Annotated in this window: 12 protein-coding genes and 1 pseudogene; 11 read left to right on the top strand and 2 right to left on the bottom strand. The window is 68.7% G+C overall.

All coding sequences use genetic code 11. The annotated features are described in order from the left end of the window. Positions 1–163: 163 nt before the first annotated feature. From ACF8ME_RS26805 to ACF8ME_RS26760, 10 genes are all read left to right on the top strand, one after another. Positions 164–1,600, top strand: coding sequence for an amidase (locus ACF8ME_RS26805; protein WP_392419004.1), 1,437 nt, complete (start codon positions 164–166; stop codon positions 1,598–1,600). A gap of 16 nt (positions 1,601–1,616) precedes the next feature. Further along, complete coding sequence (locus tag ACF8ME_RS26800) at positions 1,617–2,492, top strand: polysaccharide deacetylase (protein WP_016449802.1); 876 nt, start codon at positions 1,617–1,619, stop codon at positions 2,490–2,492. Positions 2,493–2,520: 28 nt separating this feature from the next. Further along, a complete protein-coding gene (locus ACF8ME_RS26795) occupies positions 2,521–3,966 on the top strand; it encodes an MFS transporter (protein WP_392419002.1) in 1,446 nt (481 codons plus the stop codon). Between the two features lie 7 nt (positions 3,967–3,973). Next, the gene (locus ACF8ME_RS26790; RefSeq protein WP_392419000.1) at positions 3,974–4,750 is read left to right on the top strand and encodes an SDR family NAD(P)-dependent oxidoreductase; all 777 of its coding nucleotides are present in this window, start codon (positions 3,974–3,976) and stop codon (positions 4,748–4,750) included. Positions 4,751–4,761: 11 nt separating this feature from the next. Continuing rightward, positions 4,762–5,520, top strand: coding sequence for an SDR family NAD(P)-dependent oxidoreductase (locus ACF8ME_RS26785; RefSeq protein ID WP_392418998.1), 759 nt, complete (start codon positions 4,762–4,764; stop codon positions 5,518–5,520). A gap of 183 nt (positions 5,521–5,703) precedes the next feature. After that, entirely contained in the window at positions 5,704–5,997 is a 294-nt protein-coding gene (locus tag ACF8ME_RS26780; protein ID WP_016449806.1) for a hypothetical protein, read from the top strand. Then, positions 5,994–7,037, top strand: coding sequence for a GTP-binding protein (locus ACF8ME_RS26775; RefSeq protein WP_016449807.1), 1,044 nt, complete (start codon positions 5,994–5,996; stop codon positions 7,035–7,037). The genes ACF8ME_RS26780 and ACF8ME_RS26775 overlap by 4 nt, the downstream gene beginning before the upstream one ends. A gap of 13 nt (positions 7,038–7,050) precedes the next feature. After that, positions 7,051–8,241 carry a PotD/PotF family extracellular solute-binding protein gene (locus tag ACF8ME_RS26770; RefSeq protein ID WP_392418996.1) on the top strand — a complete coding sequence of 397 codons (1,191 nt, stop codon included), beginning with the start codon at positions 7,051–7,053 and terminating at the stop codon, positions 8,239–8,241. Between the two features lie 63 nt (positions 8,242–8,304). After that, a complete protein-coding gene (locus tag ACF8ME_RS26765) occupies positions 8,305–9,357 on the top strand; it encodes a GntR family transcriptional regulator (RefSeq protein WP_392418994.1) in 1,053 nt (350 codons plus the stop codon). 192 nt (positions 9,358–9,549) lie between these two features. Further along, positions 9,550–9,939, top strand: coding sequence for a hypothetical protein (locus tag ACF8ME_RS26760; protein WP_392418992.1), 390 nt, complete (start codon positions 9,550–9,552; stop codon positions 9,937–9,939). Between the two features lie 12 nt (positions 9,940–9,951). Here the strand turns inward: ACF8ME_RS26760 and ACF8ME_RS26755 are convergent, their stop codons facing one another. Both ACF8ME_RS26755 and ACF8ME_RS26750 read right to left on the bottom strand, forming a co-directional pair. Next, positions 9,952–11,460, bottom strand: a complete 1,509-nt coding sequence (locus ACF8ME_RS26755) for a murein L,D-transpeptidase family protein (RefSeq protein ID WP_374005918.1) — start codon at positions 11,458–11,460, stop codon at positions 9,952–9,954. Beyond that, entirely contained in the window at positions 11,460–12,809 is a 1,350-nt protein-coding gene (locus tag ACF8ME_RS26750) for a tetratricopeptide repeat protein (RefSeq protein ID WP_252652427.1), read from the bottom strand. The genes ACF8ME_RS26755 and ACF8ME_RS26750 overlap by 1 nt, the downstream gene beginning before the upstream one ends. Before the next feature lie 480 nt (positions 12,810–13,289). Here ACF8ME_RS26750 and ACF8ME_RS26745 point away from each other — a divergent pair. After that, positions 13,290–14,167: pseudogene (locus ACF8ME_RS26745) on the top strand (hypothetical protein); the annotation flags it as partial.

Genomic DNA, 14,167 nt, shown 5'->3' with positions numbered 1-14,167 from the left:
GCGAAGCGGACCACAAGGACCGCTAGAGCGGCGCAAGCGGCACAAAACGGCCTCCTTCACAGATCAACACAGAGCGCCTCATCCCCCGGGTAATCACCCGGACACGGGATGGAGGCGCTCACTAGAATTCAAAAATGAACTTTGACAACAACATTCAAATTCAATGAAAAACAGCGGCCTCCGGACAGCGCCTGCCTCGGCTTGCAAACTGCATGCAGCCTATGCGGCCGGCACGCTGACGCCCACGCAAGCCACCGAGCATTGCCTGCAAGCGGCCTGTGAAAGCCCGTCCGTGTTCACGCGCATCACGGCGGAGCGCGCGCTGGAAGAGGCCAGGCAATCCACGCAGCGCTGGCGTACGGGCCGCCCGCTCGGGCCGCTGGACGGCGTGCCCATCAGCTGGAAGGACCTGTTCGATGTGCGTGGCACGCCCACCACGGCGGCATCGGCCCTGCTTCGCTCTGCCCCGCCAGCCCCTGCCGATGCCCCCGTGGTGGCGCGGGCCGCGGCGGCCGGCATGGTCTGCCTGGGCAAGACCAACCTCAGCGAGTTCGCCTATTCGGGACTGGGCCTGAACCCCGGCTTCGGCACCCCCGCCAATCCCCGCCTGGGTGGGCGCGCACGGGCGCCTGGCGGCTCCTCCAGCGGCGCGGCCCTGGCCGTGGTGCAGGGCTGCGGGCCGCTGGCCATGGGAACGGACACGGCAGGATCGGTGCGCATTCCCGCAGCCTTCAACGGGCTGGTGGGCTTTCGTGCCAGCCGGGGGCGCTATCCCATGCAAGGGGTCTTTGCGCTGTCACCTTCCCTGGACACGCTGGGGCCGCTGGCCCTGGGCGTGGCCGACTGCATGGCCCTGGACCAGGTGCTGCGCAGCACCGTGCCTGCCGGCGATGCCGCTGCAGGCCCTGCCGTCCCAGGCCCTGTCATAGGCCTGCAGGGACAGGTGTTCGTCATCGACCCCGGCATGCTGGACGACGACCGCGTGCAGGCGCAGGTGCGCGACGCGATTGCAGCCGGCCTGGCCCTGCTGCAGCGGCAGGGCGCCCGCGTGCAGCGGCGCCGGCTGCAAAGCCTGGACACGGTGCAGACGCTGACGCAGCGCCATGGCTGGCTGGGCGCGCATGAGGCATTGGCCACGCACCGCGAGCGCCTGGATGCCCCGGAGCAGGCCGCGCGCATGGACCCGCGCGTGCGCAGCCGGCTGGCGGCCGCAAGGCATCTGGACCATGGCGGCTACCTGCAACTGCTGGCACGGCGCCAGCCATTGATGGCGCTGTTTGCGCAGGAGCTGGGCGGCGCCACCCTGGTGCTGCCCACGGTGGGCCATCCGGCGCCGCTGCTGCAGCCCCTGCTGGAAGACGACGCGCTGTTTGCCCAGACCAATCTCGCCACGCTGCGCCTGACCATGCCCGGCAGCTTCCTGGATGCGCCGGCCGTGGCCCTGCCCTGCGGCGCCCTGTGCCTGCAAGGCCCTGGCGCAAGCACCGAACGGCTTCCCATCGGCCTGCAGCTGATGCGCCCGCAGGGTGATGACGACCGGCTGCTGCGCATTGCCCTGGCCGTCGAACAGGCGCTTTCTTCCCTCAACCGTTCCCAGTGAAAAAGGAGTGCATGCAATGAGCAAGGACATACAGATCACGTTTGGCGTGGACGTCGATGCCGTCGGCGGCTGGCTCGGCTCCTATGGCGGGGAGGACTCGCCCGACGACATCTCGCGCGGCATGTTCGCGGGCGAAGTCGGCTCGCTGCGGCTGCTCAGGCTGTTCGACAAATACGGCCTCAAGACCACCTGGTTCATCCCGGGCCACTCTGCCGAGACCTTTCCCGAGCAGATGAAGGCCGTGGTGGACGCGGGCCATGAGATCGGCATCCACGGCTACAGCCACGAGAACCCGATTGCCATGACGCCCGAGCAGGAGGAAGCGGTGCTCGACCGCAGCATCGAGGTCATCACGCGGCTGGCCGGCCGCGCACCCACGGGCTATGTGGCGCCCTGGTGGGAGTTCAGCCCCGTCACCAACGAGCTGCTGCTCAAGAAAGGCATCAAGTACGACCACAGCCTGATGCACAACGACTTCCACCCGTACTACGTGCGCGTGGGCGACCAGTGGACCCGCATCGACTACAGCAAGCATCCCGACACCTGGATGAAGCCCCTGGTGCGCGGAAAGGAAACGCGGCTGGTCGAGATCCCCGCCAACTGGTACCTGGACGACCTGCCGCCCATGATGTTCATCAAGAAGTCGCCCAACAGCCACGGCTTCGTCAACCCGCGCGACATAGAGCAGATGTGGCGCGACCAGTTCGACTGGGTCTACCGCGAGCACGACTACGCGGTCTTCCCCATCACCATCCACCCCGATGTCTCCGGCCGCCCCCAGGTGCTGCTGATGCTGGAGCGCCTGATCGAGCATTTCCAGTCGCACGACGGCGTGCGCTTCATGACGTGCGACCAGATCGCCGACGACTTCCTGCGCCGCCAGCCGCGTTGATGCCGCATCCCACCTCAGCGAGGACACCATGAATACCTCCGCCATTGCCTCCGACGCCCCAGGCGCCGGCCATCCGGCCCCGGCCGGGATCGATGCCCCCTGGACCGCGCCCACCGTGACGCGCAGGCAGGTCAGCTACGCCACCTGGGTCTGCTTTTTCGCCTGGGTCTTTGCCGTCTACGACTTCATCCTCTTCGGCACCCTGCTGCCGCAACTGGGCGAGCACTTCCAGTGGAGCGCCGAGCAGCAGGCGCGGCTGAACACCTGGGTGACGCTGGGCACGGTGATCGTGGCCTTCGGCATCGGCCCCATCGCCGACCGGCTGGGCCGGCGCAAGGGCATCATCATCGCCGTGGCGGGCGCCGCGCTGTGCTCGGGCCTGACGGCGCTGGCCGGCTGGGTGATCGGGCTGTCGGCGGGACTGGGCTTCGTGCTGCTGATCGTGGTGCGCTCGCTGGCAGGCCTGGGCTATGCAGAGCAAAGCATCAACGCCGCCTACCTGAGCGAGCTGTTCTCCCTGGTCTACACGGACCCGGCCTCCCTGCGCCGGCGCGGCTTCATCTACTCGCTGGTGCAAGGCGGCTGGCCCGTGGGCGCGGTGCTCACGGCCGTGCTGGTGGCCCTGCTGTATCCGCTGGGCGAGCGCTGGTTCGGCCAGGGCGGCGGCTGGGTGCTGTCCTTCGTGTTCGCCATGTTCCCCGCCCTGGTGATTGCCGTGCTGGGCCGCAGGCTGGTGGAAACGCCCCAGTTCCTGACCGCGCGGCGCGTGGCCGATCTGCGCCGTGCCGGACGCGAGGCAGAGGCCGCACGCCTGGCCCAGGCCCATGGCGCCCACCCGCAGCAAGCGCAGCACACCGGCCTGTCGGCCATGTTCCGGGGCGCCTCGCTGCGGCCCACGCTGTCGCTGGCCCTGGGCTTTTTCCTGAACTGGTTCGCCATCGTGATCTTCGCGGTGCTGGGCACCTCGGTGCTGGGCGGCGCCGGTGGCACGCCGGGCAAGGGCGTGGATTTCTCCAGCGCGCTGCAGGTGCTCATCATCTCCAATCTCGCGGGCTTCCTGGGCTATGTCTTCCATGGCTGGCTCGGTGACCGCATAGGCCGGCGCAACGCCGTGGCCATAGGCTGGATGCTGGGTGGCCTGGCCTTCGCGCTCATGCTGAACGCGCCCTCGGGCGACTTCTGGCGCATCGTGCCGCTGTACTCGCTGGGGCTGTTCTTCCTGATCGGCCCCTATGCAGCGGCCCTCTTCCTGATCGGCGAGAGCTTTCCCAGCCACATCCGCGCCACGGCCAGCTCCTTCGTCAACGCCATGGGCCAGGTGGGCGCCATCGCGGCAGGCTTCGGCGTGACCTGGACGCTGTCGCAGGGGGCGGACTGGGCACAGGCGGCGCTGTACTGGGGAGCCATTCCCTGCGCAGCCTCGGGACTGCTGATGTTCCTGGCACCCCATGTCGATCCCGAGACCGTGAAGTGAGGCCGCCATGCACCCGCAGATCGACAGGAACAAGGTCGCCCTCATCACCGGCGCTGCCAGCGGCATCGGCCAGGCGCTGGCCGTGGCCTACGCGCAGGCTGGCGTTGCCGTGGCCGGCAGCTACTACCCGCAGGACCCGCACGATTCCGGCCAGACCCGGGACCTTGTCGAGCGCGCGGGCGGGCGGTGCGTGATGGAGGCGGTCGATGTGGGCGATGCCGAGCAGGTCGAGCACCTGGCCCGCGTCGCCGTGGACCGCTTCGGCCGACTGGACTTTGCCGTCGCCAATGCAGGTTTGCTGCGCCAGGCGGCCCTGGCCGAGATGAGCGATGCGCAGTGGCAGGAGGTCATCAACATCGACCTGGGCGGCGTCATGCGCACCTTCCGGGCCAGTGCGCGCCACATGGCGGCGGGCGGGGCCATGGTGGCCGTCTCCTCCATTGCAGGCGGCGTCTACGGCTGGGAGCAGCATGCCCACTATGCGGCCGCCAAGGCAGGCGTGCCCGGGCTGTGCCGCGCCGTGGCCATGGAGCTGGCACCGCGCGGCATACGCTGCAACGCCGTGATTCCGGGCCTGATCGAGACGCCGCAGTCGCTGGACCCGGTCAACTCGCTGGGCCCGGCGGGCCTGGCGCAGGCGGCAAAAAGCATTCCGTTGGGGCGTGTCGGGCAGGCCCGAGAAATCGCCGCCCTGATCCGCTTCCTGACCAGCGACGAGGCCTCCTACATCACCGGCCAATCCATCATTGCCGACGGCGGCCTGACCGTGCGCTGGCCCAGTTGAGGACATCCGACATGAACACCTCCAAGCCCCTGGACGGCCGCCGCGCCGTCGTGACAGGCGCCGGCAGCGGCATCGGCGAGGCCATCGCCCTGGCCTATGCGCAGGCCGGCGCGCGGCTGCTGCTGGCCGACATCGATGCCGCGCGGGCCGAGGACGTGGCCCGGCGCTGCCGCGCGCTGGGCACGCAGGCCGAGACCGTCATCGGCGACGTGGGCGACGAGTCCACGGCCCACCGCATCATCGACCGCTGCGTGCAGGCCTTCGGCGGCATCGACATCCTGGTGAACAACGCCGGCATGCTCACCCAGTCGCGCTGTGCCGACATGTCCACCGCGATGTGGGACGAGATGTTGCGCGTGGACCTGCGCAGCGTCTTCCTGTGCGCGCGGCGCGCAGTGTCGCACATGCAGGCCCAGCGCTGGGGACGCATCATCAGCATCGCCTCGCAGCTGGGCATCAAGGGCGGCGTGGAGCTGAGCCACTATGCGGCGGCCAAGGCCGGCGTGATCGGCTTCACCAAGTCGCTGGCGCTGGAAGTGGCACCCGACAATGTCCTGGTCAACGCCATTGCCCCCGGCCCCATCGCCACGCCGCTGGTCGACGGCATCAGCGCGGACTGGAAGCGCGCCAAGGAGGCCAGCCTGCCGCTGGGCCGCTTCGGCCGCGCCGACGAGGTGGCTCCCACGGCCGTGCTGCTGGCCTCCGACCCCGGCGGCAATCTGTATGTGGGGCAGACGCTGGGGCCCAATTCCGGCGATGTCATGCCGTGAAAAGAAGCCCCCCCCTGAGTCGCTTCGCGCCTTCCCCCTCTCTTCGGAGGGGGGCGTACGGGCAGCCGGCGACAACCTCGGTGCGGGGCGGCGCGGCCGGCATAGGCCCTTCCTCGGTGTCTCTGCTCTTTGGCTGTGCCAGTTTCGCAGGCGGCTCCATTCGCAACCGAAAGGTTTTCAGTCATGTGTGGAATGTGCGGTTTGCTGCAGGGCTCCGGCCACTGGAGCCAGGCGCCGGCCGGATCGGCCGGGCGACGCCAGCGGCTGATTCAGATTGCGCGCGCCAACCGGCTGCTGGCGCTGTGGCGGCTGCGGCTCAGCGACTTCCACGGCCAGTCCTACCTGCTGCAGGGGCCTACGGGCGCCAGCGTTCTGGTGCCCGACTTCGGTGCGTTGTGGCCTGCGGCCGAGCGGCTGCTGGCCCGCGAGCTGGATCCGCTGGCCATGCCCTGGCCGCAACCGGAGCAGGCGCCATGACCGGCGATGCACGCCTGCCCGTGGGTGTGCTCACGGGCTCTCTGGGCAGCGGCAAGACCACGCTGCTCAGGCAATGGCTGCAGGACTCTCCCGCTGCCGAGACCGCCGTGCTGATCAACGAATTCGGCGCCGTGGGGCTGGACCATCTGCTGGTGGGCCGCATCGACGCCGACACGGTGCTGCTGGACAACGGCTGCATCTGCTGCGCCATCCGCGGCGAACTCAAGGAGGCGCTGTGGCGGCTGCACCAGCGCCGCGAGCGCGGCGAGCTGCCTGCGTTCCAGCGCGTGCTGATCGAAACCACGGGCCTTGCCGCGCCCGGCCCGGTGATCGCCACCCTCATAGGGGATGCGCAATTGCGCCAGGTCTTCAGGCCCGCCCATGTCGCCACCGTGGTCGATGCCCTGCACGCGGCCACGCATGCGCAGCGGCCCGAATGGCAGGCCCAGGTCGCCGCCGCCGACCGGCTGTACCTGAGCAAGACCGACCTGGCCCGGCCGCAGGACGCCGAGGCGCTGCGCGCGCAGCTTGCCAGGCTCAATCCGCTGGCCGTGCTCGGCAACAGCCGCCAGGCGCTGCCGGCCTGGCAGGAGCAGCCCGTGCAGGAGAGCAATTGGCTGGCACGCGCCATTGCAGGCACGCCTCGCAGCCGCAAGGGCCAGGAGCCGCACGGCAGCATCCAGGCCTTCTGCCTGGAACTCGACGGCCCCGTGGACTGGTGTGCGCTGACGCTGTGGCTGACCTGGCTGCTGCACCGCCATGGCGAGCGGGTGCTGCGGCTCAAGGGGCTCGTGGCCGTGGCCGCCGAAGGATGGCCGCAGGGGCAGCCGACGGTGCTGCACGGCATGGGCCATCTGATGCATGCGCCCGAGCATCTGGCCGAATGGCCCGGTGGCGACGGCCGCTCGCGCCTGGTCTTCATCGCCTCGGGGCTCAACGGGCAGCAGGTGGACGACTCCTGGCAGTCGTTCCAGCGTTTCTTCGCGCAGGACAATGGGGCGCAGCCCGGCGCCGCACCCGGCCCGGCCGCCTTCCATTGACAAGGAACACCCCATGCGCAAGAAGATGCCTGAACTGCGGGTACTGGGCACCTCGGTGACCCTGACCGAGGCCATGCGCCGCCGCGCCGAGCAGGACCTGGGCCTGCGCATCCGCTTCGAGGTGCTCGACGGCTTCGACGCGCAGCGCCAGGCCGTCATGCGCCAGGACAGCTTCGATCTCTACGACCAGTGGTTCCACAGCCTGGACTGCCTGTGGCCGACAGGGGCGCTGCAACCCATAGACATCGGCAGGCTGGCGCATTGGGACGAGGTCAACGCCCTGCCCAAGACCGGGCGCATCACGCCGCAGGCGGCCCTGGGCGCGGGCTGCAACCCGGCCATGCGCCTGTACGTGCAGGCCGATGGCACCCTGGGCGGAACGCCCGCATCGCGCATCAGCATGCTGCCGCTGACGCACAACGCCGACAGCTTCGTCTACCTGCCCGCCGCCGTGCCAGATCTGTTCGCGCAGACCGAAGAGAGCTGGTCCTGGCTGCTGTCTCCCGCCTGCCGTGGCCGTGCGGCCCTGCAGGCGGATGCGGCCATCGGCGCGCTGGATGCGGCCCTGGCCCTGCAGGCCGGCGGCGACATGCGTTTTGGCGACATCAGCAACCTGGGACTGGAGGAGATCGACCAGATGACGGCCCTGCTGCTGCAGCGGCAGGAGTCGGAGCAGTTCCGGGGCTTCTGGGGCAACTACGCCGATGCGGCGCGGCTGATGATCGATGCCGGCGTCGCCATACAAAGCCACTGGTCGCCGGCCATCGCCCACTACCGCGCGGCGGGGCTGGACTACCGGCTGGCCTGCCCGCGCGAAGGCTACCGGGCCTGGTACGGCGGCCTGGGCATCTCCAGCCAGGCCAGGGGCGAAACGCTGGATGCCGCCTACCGCTACCTGAACTGGTGGCAGTCCGGCTGGCCTGGTGCGGCGATGGCACGGCAGGGCTACTACATCTCCAACCCGCTGCGCAGCCGCGGGCACCTGCGCGCCAGCGAATGGGACTACTGGTACGCCGGCCTGCCTGCCGCCGAGGACCTGCGGGGCACCGACGGCCAGGTCGTGATCCCGCGCGGCAGCGTGCGCGACGGCGGCTCCTACGAGCAGCGCCTGGGCCACATCGCCGTCTGGAACACCGTCATGGACGAGCACAACTACCTGGTGCGCCAATGGGCCACGCTGCTGCGCCGCGCCCGCCCCTTATAGTCCTGCCGGATACCGGCCCCCTTTGCGGCGGCCGGTGCACAGGTACATGCAGATGAAGCAGGAATGACAAGAGCCACCCCAGCACCCACGCAGCTTGCCCGCGACGAGGAAGCAGGCCCCGGCGAATCCGGTGAATCCGGCGATCCCGGCGAACGCCGGCTGCGCTATGAACTGATACGCCAGCGCCTGCGCGGGGCCATCGTCGAGCAGCGGATCGAGCCCGGCCTGGTGCTGCTGGAGGGGCCGGTGGCCAAGGTCTTCGGCACCAGCCGCATACCCGTGCGCAAGGCCTTCGAGCTGCTGCATGCCGAAGGGCTGCTGTGCACCTTCGAAGGACGCGGCTACCTGGTGGCCCGGCCCGGGCAGGCCGTGCAGCCCCAGCGCCTGCCGCTGGACGCGCGGGCCCTGGGCCTGGAGGAGGGCAACGCCACCATCCACATCCCCTCGGAAAGCGAGCGCATCCACGACGAGCTGGAGCAGACCATCTCCATCGCCATGATTTTCGGGCGCTTCCAGATCGACGAAAGCGCGGCCATGGAGCACTTCAACGTGAACCGCGTGGCCCTGCGCGAGGTGCTGAGCCGGCTCGTGGACCGGGGACTGGTGGACAAGAGCACCTATGCCTCCTGGCGCGTGGCGGCGTTGACGGCACGCGCGGTGAACCAGGACTTCGAGCTGCTGGCGCTGCTGGCGCCCGCGGCGCTGCGCGAAAGCGGCCCGCGCCTGGACAGGGACATGCTCGCAGACCTGCGCCGCCGCCTGCACGCCCCCGCCGCACCGCAAGCGCAGGAGCTTTTGCGGCTGGAGCAGCACCTGCACGGCGCCTTGCTGGCACGGCATCCCAACCACAAGCTGGTGGGCATGCTGCAGCAGTGCCAGATGCCGTGGCTGATCCACAGCACCTTTGACCGCATGTTCCCGCAGTCGCCCAACCCGCCCCTGCTCGAGAACTGCCGCCAGGTCATCGACGCCCTGTGGGATGGTGAGTACGAGCGGGCCGCGCAGGCGCTGCAGGACTACCTGGCCCAGGCACGCAAGCGCGCCCAGCTGCAGCTCAAGGTCCTGTCCGTGCTGCCCGAGGCGCAGCTGCCGGCCTATCTTGTGCGGCAGTCGTGACCCCCTGAGGGACGCATCGGGCCAGGCAGGGCCGAAGCGGACAAGACTGCGACCGGTGCGCCTGGTTGCATGTGCAACCACCGGTTTGCGCCGGGTTCACCGGGCGTTTACGCAAGCGCGGCATATTGGGCGGCCGACAGGGAACCGCAGGAACCCACAGGTACCGAAGGACCGCACCGAAAGACCGCACCGATGAATGCCCTGCGCATCAGCACCACCGTCTTCACCGAAGCCAGATTCTGGAGCCTGGTGGTTTTCTCGGTCGTTCTTCCCTGCGCCATCTACGCCGCCCTGCTGGCCAAGCGCAGCATCTCGCGCACCACGGTGCTGCTGTTCGGGCTGGCCCTGGTGGCCATGGCGGGGGTGGATGTCTACCTGCTTCAAAGCCTGGCCTCGGCGGCCAAGGAGACGCCTTCGCTGTCCGACAACACCCTCTTCGTCTCCGAGCTGTCCACGGCGCTGTACCTGCTGCCGGCCATGATTGGCGGCATTGGCGTGAACATGACCTCGCATGTGCTGATACAGCATCTGTTCGATGCGGAGCGCCGCTTCGACAGCAACCGCCACAACGAGAACACCTGAGCTGCGCCGGGCTCAGCCCATCACGTCCTCGGAGAAAAGCTGCCAGCGCCCGCCCGTCTTGCGCCAGTACTGGCGCAGCGGCAGGCCCTCGGCAAAGGACTTGCTGCTGGCGCGCAGGTTGACCACGCGGATCTCGCCCTTGGCGTCCTTCCAGGAATAGATGGACAGGTCCTGCAGCGTCACGCCGGGGCGGTTGAGGTAGGCGGCCAGCCGCTCCTGTGATGTGCGCGAGGCCGGCGACTGCAGCAGGTCAGGCGCGTAGAGGGCGGCCAGCTTGCGCGGGTCCGCACCGTTCCAGGCGCTCTTCCAGTCGTCGATGACGCGCACGAAGGCGTCTGCCGCCTTCTGCTGGGCCTGGGCCTTGGGGGCCACCCATTGCAGCTTTTCGCGGATCAGCACCGGCGTCTGCCGGTCCACGGTCTGCATGAGCAAGGTGAGATCGGGGTTGGCCAGCACCAGGCAGCCATCGCTGGCCTCGGGCGCCCGCGAGAACTGGTCGGGCGGCGAGCCATGCAGCCAGATGCCGCTGCCCGAGCGGCCCACGGCCTTGTCCCAGTCATTGGGAAAGTTCACCGTGAGCGCACCCTTGCCATAGAACTCCGGCAGACGGGGCCCGGGAATGTGGCGGCCCACGAAGTAGATGCCCAGCGGCGTGCGCTGGTCGCCTTCCTGCCATTTGTCGGTGCCCAGCTTGCCCACGGAGACATAGAAGTCCCCCAGCAGCCGCAGACCGCCTGCCTCATGGGCGAACAGGTACAGCCGCGACTTGCTGGCGTCGATGGCAATGGCATGCCGCACGGATGCGCCCAGCATCAAAAACTCGCCGGGAACGGAACCCGCAGGCGGCGCGCCGCTGTCCGCCTGCAGGCGGCGCTTGAGTTCGTTTTGCAGATCCTGCAGCTGCGCCTGCGCGGGACTGGCCGGACCCTCCAGCCGTGTGACGCTGCCCACGGACAGGTTGTGCCGCACCAGCACGCCCTGGCCCGGATGGCTGGGAGCGGCGGACGCAGCCACGGGCGTGCCCGCCAGCACCTCGCCGGCACGGCCGGTCTTGAAGCGCAGCAGGTCTGCATACACCAGTTGGGCTGCGCGGAAATTGGGGACTTCGGCGGTGAGATCGGCGGCCGCCTTCAGGGCGCCATCCAGATCCCGCTGCTCCACCTGGCGGATGATGGCCAGCAGGCGGGCCTCCGCCTGGCTTTGCGAGCCGGCCGCCGCCTTGGCATGGCCTGCCGTGGCAGCGACGCCGCCTGCCGTAGCCGCCACCGCAGCGGCGGCCACGGCCGTCTTGCCCGACGCCGAGCGCAGCCTGGCTGCGCCGGCCTTGCCGGTCTTGCTGGTCTTGCCCGTTGCAGGCTTGGCGGATGCCGTCTTGGAGGCCTTGGCCGGCTTGGCGTAGGCCGCCGTGCCAAACGGCATCGTGGACAGAGCGGCCAGCAGCACGGCCACGCCAGCGGCCCGCGCATGCAGGCGCAGCAAGCCGGCGGATGACCGTGCCAGGGGGCGCGCTCTTTCAGGCATCAGGAACCGGTTCCTTCGTGGGTGATGCGCCATTGTCCCTTTTCGCGCTGCATGCGCAGGGTCTTGCGGGTCGTGGTCTTGAGCGCGCCCGATGCGTAGTACTGGCGGAACTGGGCCGTGGCCTTGTCGCCGTCCACCGTCACCTTGAGGTCGCGCACGGTGACGACGATGGTGGTGCGTCCGACAATGCGCTGGCGGCGCTGTTCCTTCCACTTGGCCAGGCTGCTGCCATCGGCCGGGGAGAAGTGGTCGCTGTAGGCGTCCAGGTAGCGGTCCATGTCCTGTCCGGCCCAGGCGGTGGACCAGGCCTTGACGGCGGCCTCCACTTCCTGCGCTGCGGCCGACTGGGCCGCCTTCTTCTCGTCGACGGCAGGCGCTGCCTTGGCGGGCTCGGCGGCGGCCACAGCGGCGGCGGCAGGGGCCGCAGCGGTGGTCACGGCGGCGGCCTTGGCCGCAGCCTGCCTGGCTTCCTCGGCAGCGCGCGCCTTGTCCTGTGCGGCCTGGGCAGCCTTCTCCTGGGCCAGCCTGGTCTCGGCGGCCTTGGCTTCCGCTGCCTTGGCCTGGGCCAGCTTGGCCTCCGCTGCCTTGGCCTCTGCGGCCTTGGCCTCTGCTGCCTTGGCTTCTGCGGCCTTGGCTTCTGCGGCCTTGGCCTGCGCTGCCTTGGCATCGGCGGCCTTCACTTCAGCGGCCTTGAATTCGGCGGCCTTGGCCTCTGCCGCCTTGGTCTCGGCGGCGCGGGCCTCGGCCAGCTTGGCGTCGGATTCGCGGGCCTTGGCATCGGCCGCCTTGGCATCGGCGACCTTGGTCGAGGCAGCTGCAGCCTGGACCGTCTTGCCCTGGGCGCCACCTTGCTTGGGGAAGATCTGCGTGATCAGGGCCAGCTTGGGCTGGATGGCCTGGCGCGATCCGTCCAGCTGCAAGGCCTTGGCATAGGCATCGCTGGCCATGCGCGCATACAGGTCGCCCAGGTTCTCATGCGCCGTGGCGTAGCTGGGGTTGGTGCGAATGGCCTGCTCCAGCACTTCCGAGGCCTTGCGTTCCTGGCCTTCGGCGGCGTACAGCACGGCCAGGTTGTTGTAGGGCTCGGGCAGGCTGGGGTAGTCACGGGTCAACGCCGTGAAGATCTTGATGGCCTGGGCGTTCTGGCGCTGCTCCGCGGCGATCACGCCCTGCAGAAAGCGCATCTGCACATCGGCCGGGTTTTGCTTGAGGTAGGCCTCGGCCTGCTTGGCGGCCTGGGGCGCCTTGCCCTGCTCCAGCAGCCGTGAGACCTCGTCCACCGCCTCCTGCGATGCATGGGCAAACGCCCCGCACAAAGCCGCCCCCAGACTGAAGGCGGCAATGGCCACGGGCCGGGCTATCCGCAAATAGGTACGACCCGGCACTCGCGACGGAACTCTGGACGAAATCAGCATATGGGCGCTCTCTACGCAATGAAAGTTGGAAGACGGGCCTGTTCGCTTTTGGGCTTACTGCATGCGCCGATACACGCCTGCAGCCAAAAGCCAGCGATTTTATAGGCGAAAGCCATGTTGCCCCGCTGCATGGGCCCGCGAGTCAAGGGCCATGAAACATGGCGCGGCACCGGCGTCCGAGTAACGGAGCAGACCCGGCAGCGTTACGTAACGTGTGCCGTAACAGACCCTTGATGAGACATTGTGATCAATAGATAAATCCATACAAATCAATATCTTAGGATGATTCCTAGGCCATCCGGACCTGCAGCGTGCACGTGGCATGCATGTTGCACAAAAGGGCTCGACAGATTTTTCACGGCTTCCAAGCCACCGTCTGACCTTGTCGTCTCAACCCTTGTCTGGAGAGAGTAAATGACCGCCCAATCGATGCAGCCCACCGGCAACACCACCGTCAGCCCCGTGCAGTTCGGTGACCCGCAGCCCTCCAGCGTTGTGCTTGCGCAGCTCAATACGTCGAACATGCAGCCCGGCGCAGCCGCAGCGGTCATGCCCCGGGGCACGCCTCCCGCCACGCTGTCCCAGGTCAGCCCGGGCGTGCAGATCGTGCGCAATGGGGAAACCCTGATGGCCCAGCCGGGCAGTGCCCTGCAGGTCGGCGACAAGATCATCGTGCCCGCCGATGGCAGCGCCAAGGCGCTGTTCCAGGGCAAGGACGGCCAGACCCTGGTCGGCACCTTCGAGGGCGGCACCCAGGCCACGCTGGCCCAGCGCGAGGGTGATGGCGCAGGCGCCATGGTGCTGGACCTGGCATCTGGCAACGTCCAGGTGGCGCCCGCCAGTGACGGTGACGCCGTGGGCCTGATCGTGACCAAGGAAAGCGCCGCAGCCGCAGCCGGCGGCTCCGTGCTCAGCGACTTCCTGCTGGCCGGCCTGATCGGCGCGGGCGGCGTGGGCCTGATCGCCGCAGCCAGCAACGACGACGACGACCCAGCCCCCCCGGTGCCGACCGATCCCACGAATCCGACCAACCCCACGGATCCCACGAATCCGACCAATCCCACGAACCCGACCAACCCGACCAATCCGACGGATCCCACCAATCCGACGAATCCTACGAATCCGACCAATCCCACGGATCCGACGAACCCGACCAACCCTACGAACCCCACCAATCCTACGAACCCCACCAATCCGACCAATCCCACGGATCCCACGAACCCGACCAATCCTACGAACCCGACCAATCCGACCAACCCCACGGATCCCACGAACCCGACCAACCCCACGAA

Origin of the sequence: Delftia sp. WSY_7, assembly GCF_043104845.1 — a bacterium.
Lineage (GTDB): Bacteria > Pseudomonadota > Gammaproteobacteria > Burkholderiales > Burkholderiaceae_C > Comamonas > Comamonas tsuruhatensis.
Note: the sequence above shows the minus strand (reverse complement) of the source record. Positions and strands in the feature narration are given on the sequence as shown.

Bases quoted from the DNA above. Each gene is read 5' to 3' on its own strand.
- ACF8ME_RS26795 (WP_392419002.1), top strand. From the start codon at position 2,521: ATGAATACCTCCGCCATTGCCTCCGACGCCCCAGGCGCCGGCCATCCG.
- ACF8ME_RS26780 (WP_016449806.1), top strand. From the start codon at position 5,704: ATGTGTGGAATGTGCGGTTTGCTGCAGGGCTCCGGCCACTGGAGCCAG.
- ACF8ME_RS26765 (WP_392418994.1), top strand. From the start codon at position 8,305: ATGACAAGAGCCACCCCAGCACCCACGCAGCTTGCCCGCGACGAGGAA.
- ACF8ME_RS26760 (WP_392418992.1), top strand. From the start codon at position 9,550: ATGAATGCCCTGCGCATCAGCACCACCGTCTTCACCGAAGCCAGATTC.
- ACF8ME_RS26805 (WP_392419004.1), top strand. From the start codon at position 164: ATGAAAAACAGCGGCCTCCGGACAGCGCCTGCCTCGGCTTGCAAACTG.
- ACF8ME_RS26790 (WP_392419000.1), top strand. From the start codon at position 3,974: ATGCACCCGCAGATCGACAGGAACAAGGTCGCCCTCATCACCGGCGCT.
- ACF8ME_RS26800 (WP_016449802.1), top strand. From the start codon at position 1,617: ATGAGCAAGGACATACAGATCACGTTTGGCGTGGACGTCGATGCCGTC.
- ACF8ME_RS26775 (WP_016449807.1), top strand. From the start codon at position 5,994: ATGACCGGCGATGCACGCCTGCCCGTGGGTGTGCTCACGGGCTCTCTG.
- ACF8ME_RS26770 (WP_392418996.1), top strand. From the start codon at position 7,051: ATGCGCAAGAAGATGCCTGAACTGCGGGTACTGGGCACCTCGGTGACC.
- ACF8ME_RS26785 (WP_392418998.1), top strand. From the start codon at position 4,762: ATGAACACCTCCAAGCCCCTGGACGGCCGCCGCGCCGTCGTGACAGGC.
- ACF8ME_RS26755 (WP_374005918.1), bottom strand. From the start codon at position 11,460: ATGCCTGAAAGAGCGCGCCCCCTGGCACGGTCATCCGCCGGCTTGCTG.